Origin of the sequence: Halobacillus massiliensis, from assembly GCF_900166625.1 — a bacterium.
Lineage (GTDB): Bacteria > Bacillota > Bacilli > Bacillales > Halobacillaceae > Halobacillus_A > Halobacillus_A massiliensis.
This window is the reverse complement of the sequence record NZ_LT800499.1, coordinates 4,250,253-4,268,816: the sequence shown is the minus strand read 5'-3', so window position 1 is coordinate 4,268,816 and position 18,564 is coordinate 4,250,253. Positions and strand designations below refer to the sequence as shown.

General features: G+C 43.3%; 17 protein-coding genes and 2 tRNA genes. 17 read left to right on the top strand and 2 right to left on the bottom strand.

Features of this window, described 5'->3' with window-relative positions; genetic code table 11:
- The first annotated feature begins 6 nt into the window (after positions 1-6).
- The 7 genes from B7E06_RS21300 to B7E06_RS21270 all read left to right on the top strand — a co-directional run bounded on the left by B7E06_RS21300 (position 7) and on the right by B7E06_RS21270 (position 5,186).
- Positions 7-1,587 carry a putative polysaccharide biosynthesis protein gene (locus B7E06_RS21300; protein WP_082235820.1) on the top strand — a complete coding sequence of 527 codons (1,581 nt, stop codon included), beginning with the start codon at positions 7-9 and terminating at the stop codon, positions 1,585-1,587.
- Positions 1,584-3,041, top strand: coding sequence for a bifunctional methyltransferase/pyrophosphohydrolase YabN (yabN, locus tag B7E06_RS21295; protein ID WP_082235819.1), 1,458 nt, complete (start codon positions 1,584-1,586; stop codon positions 3,039-3,041). The genes B7E06_RS21300 and yabN overlap by 4 nt, the downstream gene beginning before the upstream one ends.
- Positions 3,042-3,043: 2 nt before the next feature.
- Positions 3,044-3,304, top strand: coding sequence for an RNA-binding S4 domain-containing protein (locus B7E06_RS21290; protein ID WP_082235818.1), 261 nt, complete (start codon positions 3,044-3,046; stop codon positions 3,302-3,304).
- A gap of 117 nt (positions 3,305-3,421) precedes the next feature.
- Positions 3,422-3,703, top strand: a complete 282-nt coding sequence (yabP, locus tag B7E06_RS21285) for a sporulation protein YabP (protein ID WP_425432233.1) — start codon at positions 3,422-3,424, stop codon at positions 3,701-3,703.
- Positions 3,700-4,290 carry a spore cortex biosynthesis protein YabQ gene (yabQ, locus tag B7E06_RS21280; RefSeq protein ID WP_082235816.1) on the top strand — a complete coding sequence of 197 codons (591 nt, stop codon included), beginning with the start codon at positions 3,700-3,702 and terminating at the stop codon, positions 4,288-4,290. The genes yabP and yabQ overlap by 4 nt, the downstream gene beginning before the upstream one ends.
- A gap of 54 nt (positions 4,291-4,344) precedes the next feature.
- Entirely contained in the window at positions 4,345-4,722 is a 378-nt protein-coding gene (locus tag B7E06_RS21275) for an FtsB family cell division protein (RefSeq protein ID WP_082235815.1), read from the top strand.
- A 74-nt stretch (positions 4,723-4,796) separates the two neighbouring features.
- Positions 4,797-5,186, top strand: a complete 390-nt coding sequence (locus tag B7E06_RS21270) for a S1 domain-containing RNA-binding protein (protein WP_082235814.1) — start codon at positions 4,797-4,799, stop codon at positions 5,184-5,186.
- Positions 5,187-5,762: 576 nt separating this feature from the next.
- On the opposite strand, the gene B7E06_RS21265 is transcribed toward B7E06_RS21270, so the two are convergent.
- A tRNA-Glu gene (locus tag B7E06_RS21265) sits at positions 5,763-5,834 on the bottom strand.
- An 86-nt stretch (positions 5,835-5,920) separates the two neighbouring features.
- Positions 5,921-5,994 (bottom strand) — tRNA-Met (locus B7E06_RS21260).
- Positions 5,995-6,258: 264 nt separating this feature from the next.
- On the opposite strand from B7E06_RS21260, the gene spoIIE reads away from it, so the two are divergent.
- From spoIIE to folP, 10 genes are all read left to right on the top strand, one after another.
- Entirely contained in the window at positions 6,259-8,700 is a 2,442-nt protein-coding gene (spoIIE, locus tag B7E06_RS21255; protein WP_082235813.1) for a stage II sporulation protein E, read from the top strand.
- A 35-nt stretch (positions 8,701-8,735) separates the two neighbouring features.
- Positions 8,736-9,497 carry a vWA domain-containing protein gene (locus B7E06_RS21250; RefSeq protein WP_483866680.1) on the top strand — a complete coding sequence of 254 codons (762 nt, stop codon included), beginning with the start codon at positions 8,736-8,738 and terminating at the stop codon, positions 9,495-9,497.
- Complete coding sequence (locus tag B7E06_RS21245; protein ID WP_082235811.1) at positions 9,478-10,395, top strand: serine/threonine protein kinase; 918 nt, start codon at positions 9,478-9,480, stop codon at positions 10,393-10,395. The genes B7E06_RS21250 and B7E06_RS21245 overlap by 20 nt, the downstream gene beginning before the upstream one ends.
- 64 nt (positions 10,396-10,459) lie before the next feature.
- Entirely contained in the window at positions 10,460-11,845 is a 1,386-nt protein-coding gene (gene tilS / locus B7E06_RS21240; protein WP_082235810.1) for a tRNA lysidine(34) synthetase TilS, read from the top strand.
- A gap of 20 nt (positions 11,846-11,865) precedes the next feature.
- Complete coding sequence (gene hpt / locus B7E06_RS21235) at positions 11,866-12,402, top strand: hypoxanthine phosphoribosyltransferase (protein ID WP_082235809.1); 537 nt, start codon at positions 11,866-11,868, stop codon at positions 12,400-12,402.
- Positions 12,403-12,520: 118 nt separating this feature from the next.
- Complete coding sequence (ftsH, locus tag B7E06_RS21230) at positions 12,521-14,572, top strand: ATP-dependent zinc metalloprotease FtsH (protein ID WP_082235808.1); 2,052 nt, start codon at positions 12,521-12,523, stop codon at positions 14,570-14,572.
- Positions 14,573-14,704: 132 nt separating this feature from the next.
- Positions 14,705-15,499 carry a type III pantothenate kinase gene (locus B7E06_RS21225; RefSeq protein WP_082235807.1) on the top strand — a complete coding sequence of 265 codons (795 nt, stop codon included), beginning with the start codon at positions 14,705-14,707 and terminating at the stop codon, positions 15,497-15,499.
- A gap of 3 nt (positions 15,500-15,502) precedes the next feature.
- The gene (hslO, locus tag B7E06_RS21220) at positions 15,503-16,381 is read left to right on the top strand and encodes an Hsp33 family molecular chaperone HslO (protein ID WP_082235806.1); all 879 of its coding nucleotides are present in this window, start codon (positions 15,503-15,505) and stop codon (positions 16,379-16,381) included.
- Positions 16,382-16,525: 144 nt separating this feature from the next.
- Positions 16,526-17,455, top strand: coding sequence for a cysteine synthase A (gene cysK, locus B7E06_RS21215; protein WP_082236096.1), 930 nt, complete (start codon positions 16,526-16,528; stop codon positions 17,453-17,455).
- Between the two features lie 731 nt (positions 17,456-18,186).
- The coding region (folP, locus tag B7E06_RS21210) for a dihydropteroate synthase (protein ID WP_425432195.1) at positions 18,187-18,564 on the top strand (378 nt) is incomplete at its 3' end.

The window sequence follows — 18,564 nt, the reverse complement described above, 5'->3', positions numbered from 1 at the left end:
ACGGTCATGGAATATTCTAACTCGTCCCATCGTTTAGTGAAGGGGGCATTTTTACTCACACTCTCCGGGCTTATCGGAAAAGTATTAAGTGCGGGTTACCGCATACCGCTTCAAAATATAGCTGGAGATATAGGATTTTATATTTATCAGCAAATCTACCCTATTTTAGGGATGTCGTTAATTTTATCGCTTTACGGTTTTCCTGCCGCAATTTCCCGGCTCGTCTCTGATGTAAGGGAGGAAGGGATTGAGCTGTCGTTAAAGTCGTTTTACATACCTGTATTTGCCTGGGTCTTTGCCATTTGCGGTACTATTTTTCTGGCGGGGTACACTCAAGCCGAACAAATTGCCCGCATCATGGGGGATGAACGTCTTGTTCCGTCATTAAGAGGAGCCTTTTTTGTATTTTTATTGATCCCTTTCTCTTCAATCGTGAGAGGGGTTTTTCAAGGCAAAGGGGTTATGGAACCGACCGCTGTTTCCCAAGTAACCGAGCAGGCGGTCAGGGTCGTGGTTATTATTGTAACTGCACTCTACGTGTCACGGACAGGAGAACTTTATAATATAGGAATTGGCGGAGTGTGGTCTTCTATTTTAGGCACATCCGCCGCTGCTGTCGTATTATTTGTGTACTGGTTTCGCCGGGAGAATATTCAACCTGCCCGCTTGCAAAACATAAAGATTTCTTACGTGCGGCCTATTTTATTTTACGGGTTATTTATTTCACTAAACTATATGCTTCTTTTGTTTTTACAGTTTGCTGATTCGCTCTTACTTGTTTCAAATCTAGAAAAAGCCGGACTCGCTTTAGAAGAAGCCAGGTTAGCAAAAGGTGTATTCGACAGAGGACAGCCCCTGATTCAGCTGGGTACAGTGCTGGCCTCATCTCTTGCTCTAGCGCTCGTTCCCTCTGTTACGAGAAAACGTCTTGAAAAAGACCCACAGCAAGTCCGGAAATACATTTTCGGTGCAGGCAAATACACTTTAATAATTTCTTTAGGAGCAACAGCCGGGCTTGTCATATTGTTCCCATTCGTAAATACGCTATTGTTTCAAGATAGCGCAGGGACGGACTCATTAAGGCTGTTAATGATTGTTATTGTCTTTAGTTCGCTTGCCATTACCTTAAGTTCTGTTCTGCAGGGCCTGAACTTTACGGGCCATACGGCTTTCATTATCCTGCTTGCTGTTTTTCTAAAAGCCGGTCTTAATATATATCTTATTCCTTTGTTTGAAGAATCAGGAGCTGCTCTTGCTTCTGTTGGGGCCGCCGGATTTGTAACGGCTTCCTATGTAGTATTACTGAATCGGGATTTTCCTTTTAGTCTCTGGAGACGCCTGCCGTGGAATGGCATGATGGCTTCACTATCGGGAATGGTGATATTTCTCCTTATTGTGTCTCCACTGCTTGGTTTTATTGAATACCGGCTGGCTTTATTTGTTTTCCTGATGTTTTTCATCGCAGCTGGAGCTTTAATTTACCTCATTCTACTGATACGGCTGAAAGTTATTGGAGAGAAGGAACTTGAGTCCCTTCCATTTAGAGACTGGCTCATAAAACTATTACCGAAAGGAAGAAATATATGAATAAAATTACTGTCATTGGCCTCGGTGCCGGCAGTCTCGAACAGCTCACCCTCGGGCTGTACCGGAAACTAAAAAATTATACAGGGACGATCTATACAAGAACCCTCGATCATCCTGCTGTTAAGGCGCTTGTGGAAGAAGATGTGCGTTTTGAAAGCTTTGATACATTTTATGAAGAGGCCGAACAATTTGAACAAGTATATGAAAACATTGTGCAAACACTCTGTGATAAGGCTTCTTCCCAGGAGATTATTTATGCGGTACCTGGCCACCCGATGCTGGCAGAGAAAACGGTACAGCTGCTGCTAGAGAAAGAAGGAGTAGAAATTGACCTAAAAGGCGGTCAAAGCTATCTTGATGATATGTTTACTGCTTTAAAAATCGATCCGATTGAAGGCTTTCAGTTTATAGACGCTACCTCTTTTGAAAGGGAAGAACTGCAGTATCAAAATCATATCGTTTTCTGCCAGGTCTACGATGCGATGATTGCTTCAGAAGTTAAGCTCACACTGCTTGAAGACCTGACGGCAGATCATCCGGTGACTGTCGTAAAAGCGGCAGGAAGTACCGAAGAAAAAATCATCCGTGTTTCTTTAGAAGAACTCGACCGGGTGGTTGAAGTCGATAACTTAACAAGTGTCTATATAACACCGGTTGAGAAGGCGCAGCTGAATCATCAATTTTTCCGTTTAAGAGAAGTAATCAGGGATCTTAGGGGACCTGGGGGATGTCCTTGGGACCAAAAACAGACCCACGAATCTTTAAGAAAGTATTTGATTGAAGAAGCGTATGAATTTATAGACGCTGTTAACCGCCTGGATGATGAGCATATGGTCGAAGAACTTGGAGACGTTCTTTTGCAGGTAATGCTTCATAGTCAGATTGGTGAAGATGAGGGCTTCTTTACAATTAATGATGTTATAAAAACGGTTACCGAAAAAATGATCCGCAGACATCCTCACGTATTCGGAGAGGCACAGGCCGAGACTGCTGAACAGGTGCTTGTCAATTGGGAAGAGATCAAAAGGGAAGAAAAAGGCGGACAGCTGCCGGAGTCGAAGCTGGATGATGTTCCGAGAAGCTTTCCGGCCTTGCTGCAGGCAGAAGAATTACAGAAAAAAGCGGGCAAGGTAGGATTTGACTGGGACGACGTCGAATCTGTTAAAGATAAAGTAGAAGAGGAATGGAATGAATTTCTCGAAGCTAAAGAAACAGATGATCGCGAAGAGATGGAAAAAGAATTTGGAGACTGGTTATTTGCAATTGCAAATCTGGCACGTCATTATAAGATTAACGGTGAAAATGCCCTGCAACGGACTAATGAAAAGTTTAGAAGCCGATTTTCCTCAATGGAAAAGCAGGCAGGAGCGGCCGGGAAAACATTAGATAAATATACACTCGATGGCCTTGAAGAATTATGGGTGAACGCGAAACTTAATAATAAAGGAGAGTAACGATGCGCTTAGATAAATTTTTGAAGAATTCCAGATTGATTAAGCGTCGTACATTAGCTAAAGAAGTAGCCGACCAGGGTAGAATTAAAATCAATGGAAATGCCAGCAAAGCTGCAACAAATGTATCCGTGGGAGATGAGCTGGTCATTCAGTTTGGTCAGAAAATCCTCACTATTGAAGTGAAATCATTAAAAGAAAATGTCAAAAAAGATGAAGCAGCGACGCTTTATGAAATAAAAAGAGAAGAGCCTGTTAACAGTTAAAGGCTAAACCGTCTATCCTCTAAAGGAAGGCGGTTTTTTTCGTTCTATTTCCATTCTTTTTCTCATAGCTTGTACTAGAGAAGGAGGCTGTTAAAAATGGAATACTACGATAAAACGATGAATAACAGCAGGCAGCAGCCTGAGCACAATGTGAAAATATGGAGCCGCCGGAATGTGGAAATAACCGGGGTCAAGGAAGTGGACAGTTTCGACAGCGAAGAATTCCTTTTACAGACGAATATGGGATATTTGGTGATCCGAGGGGAGAACCTGCAGATGAAAAATCTCAACTTAGATGATGGAGAGGTGTCGATAAAAGGGCGGATTTATGAAATGACATATTTGGATGAAAATCAAGGGGAGAAAGCTAAAGGACTATTTAGCAAGCTGTTCAAATGACGCTCACAACGCAATTTATGACGATGATCTCGATGCTGGCCGGAGGTGTCTATATCGGGGCTGCATTAGACACCTTCAACCGGCTATTTCGAAGAAGAAATCAAAAAAGCTGGCTAGAATTTCTGTGGCAGCCTGCCTTCTGGATCTCACAGGCTGCTTTTCTTTTTTATATCCTCTATCTTGTCAATTATGGTGAAATGCGTATGTATGTATTTGTAGCGGTATTGTGCGGATATTCTGCTTATAGGGCATTATTTCAAAATATTTTCAAAAAGGTTCTTGAAGTTGGAATAAAGTTTGTGACCGCTCTTTTTAGACTAATTAAGCGAATTTTTCACATTCTTATCCTCGTTCCTGTCATCGGTGTGCTTATCCTCTTGAAAAATGTCGTATTATTGGTTTATCGTTTAATATATAAGGGCATTTATCTTGGGTTTCTTGTCGTTTTTACACCGATAATGATGCTTCTTCGGCTGATTTGGAAGCTATTCCCGGAAAAAATTCAAAATTACTTACACAAAGGAGGAGGATTATACGTTAAAATAAAGAATAGATTAAGTAATAAATGGAAAAAGAAAAATGATTAGCCAGGCGTTATGAATTAGCGCATGAGCTAGGCATGACAGAGGAGGTCTAATTACATGGCAGAGAAAGAGTCCGTCGCTCGCTTGGATTCTACATACATGAAACACTACGATGCGCAGATGCAACGGGATGCTCGTAAGAAGAAACGTCTGATTCGCCGCATCATGTTATTTAGCCTTATAGTCGTTATATTCACTGGCTCTATGACTTTTTATCATTTCCAGCAGAGGTCGCTTCACGCTGAAAAAGTGGAGGAGTATCAACAGCTGCAGGGTGAGATGGATCAATTGAAGTTGGAAGAGAAGAACTTGAAAGAAGAGATTGAATTGCTGAACAATGAAGAATATGTCCTGCAAATCGCTCGCTCGAATTATTTCTTCTCAAAAGATAATGAAATTATCTTTAAAATGCCAAATGATGATCCTTCGTATTGACACCTTTTTGAAATCCTATATATAATAGATAAGAAGGATATTTTTATCGAATTCTAAGGAGGAGCATTTTTTTTATGTCAATTGAAGTAGGCAGCAAGCTACAGGGTAAGGTAACTGGAATCACTAATTTTGGAGCGTTCGTTGAACTCCCGGATGGGAAAACGGGACTCGTTCACATTAGTGAAGTTGCCGACAACTATGTCAAAGACATTAATGAGCATCTTAGCCAAGGTGACGAAGTAGAAGTTAAAGTAATTAATGTTGGAGACGATGGTAAAATTGGCTTATCCATAAAAAAAGCCAAAGAAAACTATGGTCGTCGTGCACCGAAGAAGCCTCGTAAACCAGCAGAGTCATTCGAACAGAAGATGAACAACTTTCTTAAGGATAGCGAAGACCGTTTAGCATCACTGAAGAAGCAAACCGAGACCAAACGTGGAGGTCGAGGTGCTAAGAGAGGATAGCTTGCTGTCTAGGACAATAAGTAAAAGATGCACATAAATATAGAAGCAGATCAGGGATCCTGATCTGCTTTTTCTATGGAAAAAAGTAAACAGAAAAGACTGTTCCGTTTATCTTGGGTGGAGAAAAGCGGCTGGGAAATAGCTCGCTTTCCGCGGGGAGCCGGTGAGCTAGCTCGTTACACTCGCGGATCTCACCACGGCTCTATCTCCCTGCAGGAGTCTCGCCATTTCCCATCCTCTTTACCGTTGTTGGTATAATCGGAACGCTCGTAGTTTTATTAACCGCTCTAAAGAAAATAGTCTTCTCTAACTCAATGTTTCGTTATTCCTAATAAACGCTAAGGGCCTGGGGAAACGGCGAGACTCCTATGGGAGGATAGAACAGGGTGAGATCCCGGAGGGCTAAAAGCCCGAGGAAGCTCACCGTTCGCCCATGGAAAGCGAGTTGTTTCCACAGGCCCGGTTTTCCAATAGGCAAACGGGACTTGCTTCTCATGAGCCCCAAAGATTTTTTGAGCAGAGTAAAGAAGAGCTCATAGAAAAAGAGGAAGCTGATTAGCTTCCTCCTTTTTAGGATGACCCGTACGGGATTCGAACCCGTGTTACCGCCGTGAAAGGGCGGTGTCTTAACCGCTTGACCAACGGGCCTTACTTATGTAGTTAATATGGCTTTATGGCTCAGATGCTTGTCTGATGCGAGTCGCATCTGAACAAAGCCATTCAGCACTTGTTAGTAGCGGCGGAGGGGATCGAACCCCCGACCTCACGGGTATGAACCGTACGCTCTAGCCAGCTGAGCTACACCGCCATGTCTTCTTAAGCACAAGGAATATAGTACACTATGAAAAAAAACATGTCAATATAAAATAAAATTGTGAGATTAGTCTGTCAATTTCGATAGGTTATCCTCGGGGATTTTGGAATAGTGAGAGACTTCAGTGGTTTGAATTTGTAGAATCAGCCTAATTATGTAGGAATTCAATCGAAAGTTTTGTTACTGCTCGTCCGTTCTTTTGACAAAATGATCTTTTTGCGTGTGGTTTAATGAGTCTAACAAAAAAGGAGTGATGAGATGTTAGGTACATTAACGAAGCGACAAGGAAGACAAACATTGTGGAAGGGTTCTGCACTTAATAAGAACTTTGAGCGTGCAGCTTTATCTTCTGTGACGTTCTTAGCAGATAAGGGTGTGTTCCATATGGCACTGAGCCTATTATTGGGACGTGCTGTGATTCTTAATTCAATGGCCCCGTTTGGTGTAGCGTTTCTGGCAGTGATCTGGTGGTTCAAACGTCCGCTGATGATACCGGCGACGGCGATGATGGCGATCGGGGCTTCTACATACAGCTACGGTCATGCAGGATTTATTTTAGGAGCTTCTGCTTCCATCCTGTTCTTAAATGTCCTGTTAAAGCAAATGCACCATCCCCAGAGATGGCTCCCTCTCATTGCAGCATTCGCCAGTCTTATACCGAGGACCGCCAGCCTGGCCTTTCTCGACAGGTGGCAGCTCTACGAAATCTTTTTAGTCTTAGCGGAGGGAGTTCTAACATTTATTCTTGTACTTATCTTTATGCAGAGTCTTCCGCTTTTATCACCACAGCGTTATCATCCGACCTTATCGAATGAAGAAATTGTTTGTTTCATTATATTATTAGCATCCGTTCTTACGGGGATGATTGGATTTCAAGTGCAGGATGTCGCGGTTGTCGATATTTTTTCGAGATATCTTGTTATTTTAATTGCTTATATCGCGGGAGCAGCGATCGGTTCTACGGTGGGGGTCGTAACCGGTCTCGTTCTCAGTTTGTCGCAAGTCGATCACTTATACCAAATGAGTCTGCTCGCCTTTTCTGGTTTGCTGGGGGGGTTATTAAAAGAGGGCAATAAACTGGGGGTCAGTGCAGGACTTTTTGTAAGTACCGTCTTAATGGGGTTTTATACAGGAGGAAGTTTGTCAGCTTCCATATGGGCATCGCTCTTTGCGATTGTTCTGTTTTTCCTGACACCGGACAAGTGGGTGAAAAAACTCTCTCGCTACGTGCCGGGGACTGATGAGCACAGCCAGGAGCAGCAGAAGTACTTACAAAAGGTACGGGATGTGACAGCAGTTCGAGTGGGGAAGTTCTCCGATGTGTTTGAAGCCTTGTCCAAAAGCTTTCATCTTACCGATCAATCAAAGGAGGAGGATCATAATTCTCAGGAAATCGATTATTTCCTTAGTCACGTAACGGAAAAAACGTGCCAGGCGTGTTTTAAAAAGGAAAAGTGCTGGATTAATCAATTTAATGAGACTCATAATCTCATGACAGATTTGATGATGGAAATCGATGAAAAAGATGAAGTAGGAAGGATGATGCGTAAAGAAGTAGATCAATACTGTGTAAAGTCGCAAAAACTGGTAGATACGATGAAACAGGAGCTGTCCTTTTATCATGCGAATAAGCAGCTCAAACAGCAGGTCCGGGAAAGCCGGCGCTTCGTGGCTGAGCAGCTGCATGGAGTGTCGGAAGTAATGGGGAATTTCGCGAAAGAAATTGTAAAGGAGAGGGAGCAGCACGAACAAAAAGAAACACTTATACATCAGGCGCTTGAGCGAATGGGGCTTAAAGTGGCCAAGTTAGATATTTATACATTGGATACAGGCAATATCGATCTCGAAATAGCCATCGAGATTGATCAGTACCGGGGGGAAGGAGCAAAGATTATTGCCCCGCTGCTTTCAGATATCTTAAAAGAAACGATCGTTGTGACGATGGAGGATATTTCACCTTATCCAAATGGAAGGTGTTTAATGAATTTCGGGTCGGCAAAGCATTACACAATAGAATCAGGTGTGGCGCATGCCGCTAAAGGAGGTGGATTCATTTCAGGAGACAGTTATACAATGATGGAGTTAGGTAGAGGAAAGTATGCACTGGCGATCAGTGACGGTATGGGAAATGGAGAACGTGCACACGAGGAGAGTGTGGAAACACTCAGGCTGTTAAAACAGATTCTGCAATCGGGGATTCAAGAATCTGTGGCGATCCAGTCGATAAACTCGGTGCTCTCATTACGCAGCAATGATGAAATTTTTTCCACTTTGGACCTGGCAATTATTGATCTTCATAAAGCCACATCCAAGTTTATTAAAATAGGCAGTACTCCAAGCTTTATAAAAAGGGGAGAACAGGTCTTTTCCATAGAATCGAGCAACTTGCCGATGGGAATCATCCGCGACGTTGATGTAGATACGACGAGCGAGCAGCTCAAAGCGGGTGATCTATTAATCATGGTAAGTGATGGAATACTCGAAGGTCAGAAGCAAATCGAAAATGTAGAGTTCTGGTTTAAGAGAAAGATTAGGGAAATTAATAACGACGATCCGCAAGAGGTGGCGGATATTTTATTAGAGGAGGTCATTCGAACAAAATCAGGCGACATAGATGATGATATGACAATACTGGTGGCACGCCTGGATCATTATATACCGGAATGGTCGGCCATTCCTTTTGCGAAAAAACAGGCGTAGCTTAACAGGTATATTCCCTTCCTTTTTCGGCGAAAATGGGGGTAACGAAAAAGGAGGGAATATCTATGAAAACAGGACGACTGAAACAAATTTTATTAATTACGGACGGATGCTCAAACTATGGAGAGGATCCAGTCGTGGTCGCTGGATTAGCTAGAAACCAGGGGGTAACCGTAAACGTGATAGGGGTTCTCGATGACCGTGAGGAGCCGCAGGGACTGCAGGAAGTAGAGGCAATTGCAGAATCAGGCGGGGGTGTCAGCCAGATAGTCTATCAGAAGAACCTTTCAGAAACAGTGCAGATGGTCACGAAGCAGGCCATGACACAAACTATACAGGGGGTTGTAAATAAAGAGCTTGAACAAATTCTTGGAGAAAGGAAAACGATTGAAGAACTTCCGCCTGATCAGCGCGGAGAAGTGGTGGAAATCGTAGATGATCTTGGAGAAACGTGTGATTTGGAAGTCCTTGTGCTCGTAGATACCAGTGCCAGCATGCATCATAAGCTTCCTACGGTCAAGGAAGCTTTAGCTGATTTGTCCTTGAGCTTAAATGCCAGAACAGGGGCGAATCAGTTTAGTGTCTATTCTTTCCCTGATCCTAAGCATACGATCAAACAGAGAATTGACTGGACGACTGAGCTTAACGCGATTCATGGGTTATTTTCAAAGCTTGACAGCGGCGGTTATACTCCGACAGGTCCTGCTTTAAAAGAAGCTCTTTATGCGTTTACCAATAAGTCGTTGAAGAGAAACGGCATGGATAAGGAAGATCCTTATGAAGAAACAGGTTACTAATTTACGAGCCGGAACGGCGATACGGGGCAAATGGAATCATCATGTTTACCAAATTATTAAACCACTTGGCGATGGAGCATGCGGGGTTGTTTATCTTTGTCAAAAAAACGGGGTGAAGTATGCCCTTAAAGTAGGCACAGACAGCTCACGGTTAATGCTTGAAGTAAATATGCTAAAGAAATTCAGCAAGGTCCAAGGGGTTAAACTTGGGCCTTCTTTTGTTGACGTTGATGACTGGGTAGCGCCTTCGCAGCAGACTTACCCCTTTTATGTTATGGAATTTATCGATGGTGTACCGCTGAATGATTATCTGGTCGGTAAGAAAAAAGAGTGGGTTGGGCTTATTGCCATGCAGCTGCTGAGCGATTTAGAGCACCTTCACGATGCCGGATATGTATTTGGAGACTTAAAAACAGATAATCTTCTCGTCTCCTCCTCGCGGGTACAGTGGATAGATGTAGGAGGAGTCACCGCTGTCGGACGGGCGATTAAAGAGTATACAGAGTTCTATGACCGCGGACATTGGGGTTATGGTTCGAGAAGAGCAGAGCCATCTTATGATTTGTTTGCTGTAACGATGATTATGTTGGAAACCGTATACCCGAAAAGATTTGACGCACAGAAAGATCCGCGGAAAACATTGAATGACCGGTTAAATCAGGCACCTCTTCCTTCTGCTTATAAGCAGCTTATGCTTGACTGCTGGCAAGGAAAGTATCATTCAGCAGCTGAAATGAAAAAAGCGCTCGGCGAGATTTTAATGAAACGAGTGCAGACGCCTAAGCGTACGACGAAAAAGCGCGTACAAAACGATGCTTCAGAATGGGGGGAAATGCTTGGTGTCGGTTTTATTGCCGTTATCTGCTATGGCATTTCCATGTGGAGTTTCTGGTTTTAAATGAATGCTTTGCAGGATAGGGCTTTAGAGTGATAGGATTAGGAGAGATAGGTGGGTGAGGACAATGCTTGGAACTGTCCATTCCTTTATAAAAAAGCATGATTTAATTAAAAAGAATCAAACAATCGTTGCTGCTGTTTCCGGCGGTCCTGATTCACTCGCACTTTTACATTTTTTAACCACGATAAAGGAAGAGTATAATCTGCGGATTATCGCTGCTTCTGTCGATCACGGCCTGCGGGGTGAAGCTTCTATAGAAGATGTGAGTTTTGTTGAGAAAGCAGCTCTTCAGTGGGGTGCCGAATTTTTTGGAACCTCTGTGGATGTTCCTGCGTATAAGAAAAGGGCAGGTATCGGGACACAGGAAGCGGCAAGAACCTTACGCTATCAGTTTCTCGCAGAAGTTATGGAAAAGACAGGCGCTGACAGACTGGCTCTAGGCCACCATGGAGATGACCAGGCAGAAACGATGCTTATGCAGCTGGCACGCCGTGCACTGCCTGAGGCAGTCCAAGGCATACCTGTAAAGCGTCCGTTTGCCGGCGGCTTTTTAATTCGGCCTTTTCTTTGTCTTTCTAAGGCCGAAATACAAAGCTACTGTAAGGAGAACGGCTTAGAGCCAAGAATTGATGCTTCAAATGAAGATACTGAGTATACGAGGAATGCTTTTCGAAAGCATGTGCTCCCATTTCTAAAGGAAATAAACCCTAAACTTTATGAGCATATGCAGCATATGAGCGAGCGTGTGACAGAAGATCGAACTTTTATTAATAATGAAGCGAAAAAGCTGCTCGAAAATGTTGATATGTCAAGCGATGAAGGAGGCAAAGCTGTTTTATCAAAAACGACATTTCAAAAGTTCCCCCTTGCTTTACAAAGGTCTGCCTTTCATCTAATATTAAACTATCTGTATGGTAATCAAATTGAAGAAATCTCCTACTTACATGAGGAGATGTTTTTTCACCTTTTACAAGAACAAAAACCTAATGCATCATTAGATTTCCCGGGAAATCTTCGGGTAATTCGTGCGTATGACGTTATAACGTTGACCTTTGCTCAGCCTGAGGAAGAAACGGCGTTTCACGCACCACTTTACATAGGGAAGCAAGTGACACTTCCGGATGGTTCAATGATTTCTCTGGAGGCGGCTGACAGTAGAGAGGAAGCCGGCAGGTATGTCTATACTTGTGATTCAAATCACGTAAGCCTTCCTCTTATTGTGAGAACACGCCGTCCGGGGGATCGATTAAAGCTTAGAGGAATGAATGGGTCGAAGAAGGTAAAAGATATTTTTATCGATCAAAAAATCCCCGCTAAGGAACGGGATACTTGGCCGCTTGTAACTGATCATGATGGTCAGGTCCTATGGCTTGTTGGGTTAAGAAAAGGTGAAGGGTGTACTAGGGACCCTTCCGGTACATGGCTTCGATTACATTATAAAAATTACTGAGAAACGTAGGAGGAGCTTTCATGCACAACGAGATTGAGAAGATCTTGATTTCTGAAGAAGAGATTCAGGCGAAATGTAAAGAACTTGGTGAACAGCTGTCAAACGAATACGAGGGACGCTTCCCGCTTGCAATTGGGGTTTTAAAAGGCGCCATGCCGTTTATGGGTGACCTTCTAAAGAGAGTCGATACACATCTGGAAATGGATTTCATGGATGTCTCCAGTTACAGCGGTATGAGATCAAGCGGTGAAGTAAAGATTGTTAAAGACCTTGATACCCAGGTTGAAGGCAGAGATCTTTTAATTATTGAAGATATTATTGACAGCGGCTTAACGCTCAGCTATTTAGTGGATCTGTTTAAGTATCGTAAAGCAAAATCCATTAAGATTGTTACACTGCTTGATAAGCCGGATGGAAGAACTTCATACATTAAAGCAGATACGATAGGGTTTGAAGTGCCGGATGAATTCGTTGTCGGTTACGGACTGGATTATAATGAGAAATACCGTAACCTGCCTTATATCGGTGTTTTGAAACCAGAAGTGTATGGTGGATAATGAGCAAATCTGCTAATAATTGTTCCAACATGCTGTTGTCAAGTGGTATTAGTTGTATAGTAAGATTTCCGTATGATAATATTTACTATAGTTTTTCTCGTTTGGGAGGAGGTAGGCAATGAATCGGATATTTCGGAATACAATATTTTACTTACTTATCTTCCTCGTAGTTATCGGCGTAGTCGGTCTATTCAGAGGTCAAGGTGAGCCACAGCAAACGTTAAATGTAAATGAGTTTTATGATAGATTAAACAGCGGTGAAGTTGAAGAAATGACTATGCAGCCTGTCAATGGAGTGATGCAGGTTACTGGTACGCTTGTCGGTGCTGAAGAGGGTGACACGTTCACTGCCAAGCTTCCGGCGAATGAGCAGATCATTAACGATGTGACTCAAACAGCCCAGGAGCAGAGTGTCTTAACGGTAGAAGAAGAAGAGCAGCCTAGTGTATGGGTGACAGTCCTGACATCCATCATTCCTTTTGTCATTATTTTTATTCTGTTTATCTTCCTGCTTAACCAGGCTCAGGGCGGTGGAAGCCGTGTGATGAACTTTGGTAAGAGTAAAGCGAAGATGTACAGTGAAGAGAAGAAAAAGGTGCGTTTCAAAGACGTGGCCGGAGCGGATGAGGAGAAACAGGAGCTTGTTGAAGTCGTTGATTTCTTAAAAGATCCTCGTAAATTCTCGGCTGTCGGTGCGCGTATTCCTAAAGGGGTTCTGCTTGTAGGACCTCCAGGTACTGGTAAAACATTGCTGGCCAGAGCGGTAGCTGGTGAAGCGGGAGTTCCGTTCTTCTCCATCAGTGGTTCTGACTTCGTGGAAATGTTTGTCGGTGTGGGTGCGTCCCGTGTACGTGACTTGTTCGAAAACGCAAAGAAAAATTCTCCGTGTATTATCTTTATTGATGAGATTGATGCGGTAGGTCGTCAGCGTGGTGCTGGTCTTGGCGGAGGTCATGACGAGCGTGAGCAGACACTTAACCAATTACTTGTTGAGATGGATGGCTTTGGTGCTAATGAAGGTATCATTATGATTGCCGCAACAAACCGTCCGGATATTCTTGACCCGGCCTTGCTGCGTCCTGGACGTTTTGACCGCCAGATTACGGTGGATCGCCCAGACGTTAAAGGACGTCAGGCTGTACTTGGTGTGCATGCAAGGGATAAGCCTTTAGCAGAAAATGTTGATTTAAAGACAATAGCATTAAGAACTCCTGGATTCTCTGGAGCTGATCTTGAGAACTTACTGAATGAAGCAGCACTTGTAGCTGCTCGTTCCGACAGCAAGAGCATTGAAATGATTCATGTTGATGAAGCCATTGACCGTGTAATTGCAGGACCTGCTAAGAAGAGCCGTGTGATTTCTAAAAAAGAACGTGACATTGTCGCACACCACGAAAGTGGACATACGGTTATCGGAATGGTACTGGATGATGCAGATATGGTTCATAAAGTTACGATTGTACCTCGCGGACAGGCCGGAGGATATGCCGTAATGCTTCCGCGTGAAGACCGTTACTTTATGACGAAGCCGGAACTGCTCGATAAGATTACAGGTTTATTAGGCGGCAGGGTTGCTGAGGAAATCATGTTTGGTGAAGTTTCCACAGGTGCTCACAATGACTTCCAGCGCGCCACTTCGATTGCCCGTAAAATGGTTACTGAATACGGAATGAGCGAGAAGCTTGGACCGCTTCAGTTCGGACAGAACAGTGGTGGACAAGTATTCCTTGGTCGTGATATTCAAAATGAACAAAACTATAGTGATCAAATCGCTTATGATATTGATACAGAAGTTCAGAAGTTCATTAATGACTCTTACGCCAGAGCAAAACAGATCTTAACTGAAAACAAAGATAAGCTTGAGCTGATCGCTCAGACATTGTTGGAAATCGAAACTCTCGATGCTACCCAGATCGAGTCCTTGTTTAAGAAAGGACGTCTTCCAACAGATGAAGAGCTTGAGGAAATTGCCATTAAGAATAATAAACAGCTTGAAGCCAATCGAGAAGAACAGAAGAAGATCGATGAGCTGCAGTCCAATAATGAGAATGTTCGTGTAAACTTGAAGTCCAAAGAGGAAGATAAAAATTCTTCAACTTCTGCGGATAAAGAACACGATACTTCTTCAGAGCCTGAAGATGACAATAATCGCAAGCCTGAAGATCGTTAATAATATGATGAAGCCACATTTCCCGGGAAATGTGGCTTTTTCTTTTTTAAAATGAGGGAGTTGATTTGGGAAATTACCCTCTTAATTGTGATATGATGGAAGCCGAAGGAAACGGAACGGGAGGATTTTTGTATGAACTTCGTGCTTGATGTCGGTAATACAAACACTGTATTAGGTGTATTTGATAATAATGAGTTAAAATATCATTGGCGTGTAAAAACGGACCGCTATAAAACAGAAGATGAATATGGCATGTTAATTAAGTCGCTTTTCGAGCATGAGGGACTAACATTCGGAGATATCAACGGAGTGATTATTTCATCTGTCGTCCCTCCGATTATGTATGCTCTTGTCGGAATGTCTCGTTATTATTTCAATAAAGAACCTATGGTGATTGGGCAGGATAATGTCGATCATGGGCTTAAAATGAAGTATCCTAATCCTGGGGAAATCGGAGCAGACCGCATCGTTAATGCCGTCGGTGCTCTTGAGCAGTTTGATGCCCCTTTGGTTATCATTGATTTCGGCACGGCAACCACTTACTGCTATATTAATGAGCAAGGAGAATACGTAGGCGGTGCCATTGCCCCGGGTATAAATATTTCCATGGAAGCTTTATATGCAAAAGCAGCCAAGCTGCCGAAAATAGAAATAAAAAACCCGAAAAGTGTCTTTGGTTCCTCTACAGTAGAAGCGATGCAGGCCGGAGTGTTTTATGGATATATCGGACAGGTCGATGAGCTGGTCAGAAGGATGAAAGAGAAAGCTGACTTAAAACCTACTGTGATTGCCACTGGAGGTCTGGCTCCTCTAATCGCTGACGACTCAAGCACTATCGATATTGTGGACCCTTATTTAACGCTAAAAGGGCTGAATAAAATTTTTCAAAAGAACAAAGATAATAAAGAATTTAAAGGAGAAGGATAATATATGGGAGATTATTTAGTACGTGCAATGGGGTTTGATGGCCAGGTTCGCGCTTACGCAATATCTTCTACAAATACTGTGGAAGAAGCACGCCGCCGTCAGGATACTTGGGCTACGGCTTCTGCTGCACTTGGTCGTACCCTGACAATCAGCGTTATGATGGGTGCTATGTTAAAAGGTGAAGACAAGCTTACGGTAAAAGTAGAAGGGGACGGACCGATTGGTGCCATTATTGCAGATGCCAATTCCAAAGGACAGGTCCGCGGCTATTTAAAAAACCCACATGTCGATTTTGATTTAAATGAAAAGGGAAAATTAGACGTAGCTAAGGCGGTCGGTACAAGCGGTACGCTGAGCGTAGTAAAAGATTTAGGTATGAGAGACCACTTTACTGGCCAGGTTCCAATTGTCTCCGGGGAAGTCAGTGAAGACTTTACGTACTACTTTGCTAATTCAGAACAGGTGCCTTCAGCGGTTGGAGCGGGAGTCCTTGTAAATACGGATCACTCCATCTTGGCAGCGGGCGGTTTTATTGTACAGTTGATGCCTGGAGCAAGCGAAGAAACAACTGCGGAAATTGAAAAACGTTTAAGTGAAATTGAGTCGATTTCTAAAATGGTTCAAGATGGAAAGACACCTGAGCAAATTTTAGAATCTGTGCTGGGAAACGGCAATGTTCAGTTTCTTGATACAATGCCCGTAGAATTTAATTGCCACTGTTCAAGAGAGCGTGTAGAAATGGCCATATCCAGCCTGGGCGATGAAGAGATACAGCGTATGATTGAAGAAGATCACGGGGCAGAAGCAAAATGTCATTTCTGTAACGAGGATTATCATTTTAATATTAAAGAATTGAAAGAGTTGCAATCCAGCCACACCTAAGAACAAAGCAGATGTCCTGCTTTGTTCTTTTGTAATCTATGCTTAGTTTTTTTCAATAAAAGTTAATTGAAATGTTTGACAACGAGATATTATTTGCGTAATCTTGTATTAAATCCTATTAAAATACTTGGTATTAGGAGTGAAATAATGAGAATAGCGAACAGTGTAAATGAATTAGTAGGGCAGACCCCTATGGTAAAACTAAACAAAAGTGCAGATCCAGAAGCTGCGGATATTTACTTAAAATTAGAGTATATGAACCCGGGAAGCTCCGTAAAAGACCGTATCGCGCTATCTATGATAGAGGCTGCTGAAGAGTCAGGCGAACTTAAAGCGGGCGATACGATTGTCGAACCAACGAGCGGGAACACAGGTATCGGCCTTGCCATGATCGCGGCAGCTAAAGGATACAAAACGATTCTCGTCATGCCGGACACAATGAGCCAAGAACGTCGTAATCTGCTTCGTGCTTATGGAGCTGAACTCGTTTTAACGCCTGGAGCGGAAGGTATGAAAGGCGCCATTAAAAAGGCAACAGAGCTGAAAGAGCAAAATGGATATTTTATGCCTCAGCAGTTTAATAATGAAGCCAACGTTAAAGTCCATGCTGAAACTACAGGACCGGAAATCGTTGAGCAAATGGGCGATCAGCTTGACGGCTTTGTATCCGGAATTGGTACAGGCGGGACGATTACAGGAGCCGGCGGAGTATTAAAAGAAAAATACCCGAACCTTAAAATTTATGCCGTAGAACCTGACGCTTCTCCAGTACTTTCCGGCGGAGATCCTGGTCCGCATAAAATACAGGGAATCGGGGCTGGATTTGTTCCAGAAATTCTCGATACAGATGTTTATGATGAAGTCCGCCAGGTATCTACAGATGAAGCTTATGCAGCTGCTCGTGAAGCTGCTAGAAAAGACGGCATCTTAGGTGGAGTCTCCTCAGGTGCAGCCATTCACGTTGCCAAGCAGGTAGCTAAAGAATTAGGAAAAGGTAAAAAAGTTGTTGCGATTATTCCAAGTAATGGTGAACGATATCTCTCTACTCCTCTGTATCAGTTTGAGGAAGAGTAAAATGAGGAAAGCCTGTGCTCTGTAAAAGGAGCGCGGGTTTTTTATTTTGAGTCTGGAGCCTAATTAAACGGGAAAAGTGTTCTGTTTACTATGATATAGAAACCGGGCCTGGGGAAAGACTTGCTTTCCATGGGTGAACGGTGAGCTTACTCGGGCTTTTAGCCCACCGGGATCTCACCTTGTTCTATCCTCCCATAGGAGTCTCGCCGTTTCCCCCGGCCCTGTATGTTTTTTATGGAACATTGTGTAAGAGAAAACTATTTCCTTTAGAGGGTTACTGAAACTACAGCGTTCCGTTTATACCATCAACAGTAAAGAGGCTGGGAAATGGCGAGACTCCTGCAGGGAAATAGAGCTAAGGTGAGATCCGCGAGTGCAACGAGCTAGCTCACCAGCTCCCCGCGGAAAGCGAGTCATTTCCCAGCCGCTTATCTCCACACATGATAAACGGAATCGCTCTTTCTCTATCAACATTGAAAAAAACTTGCTATGCCAAGGCTCCTGCAAGGGAGATAGAGCCAGGGGGAGATCCGCGAGTACAACGAGCTAGCTCACCGGCTCCCAGTGGAAAGCGAGCGATTTCCCAGCAGCTTATCTCTTTTTACAATAAACGGAACAGCTCTTTCTCTATTCAAACTTATAAGTAAATTGAGGGAGACTTCTAACCAGGTGAAACAATACTCAATATGTTGTAAAATGGATGACGAATGATGACGAAAAGAGGGTTGCAAATGAACGGTATTCTAAAAACATCCTCCCATACCTTTGACCTCTCCGAGCAGACGCTCGTTATGGGAATTTTAAATATTACGCCCGATTCTTTTTCTGATGGCGGTAAATTCGACTCCTTCGAAAATGCCGTTAATCATGCAAAGCAGATGAAAGAAGATGGTGCGCATATTATTGATATCGGTGGTGAATCGACACGTCCTGGGCATCAGCCTGTGTCTCAGCAGGAAGAAATTGACCGTGTCCTCCCCGTGATTGAAGCTGTAAAAAAGGAAACAGGGCTTCCAATATCAATCGATACGTATAAAGCAGAAGTGGCCAGGCAGGCTGTAAAGGCAGGAGCCGATATAATCAATGATGTATGGGGAGCTAAAAGAGAG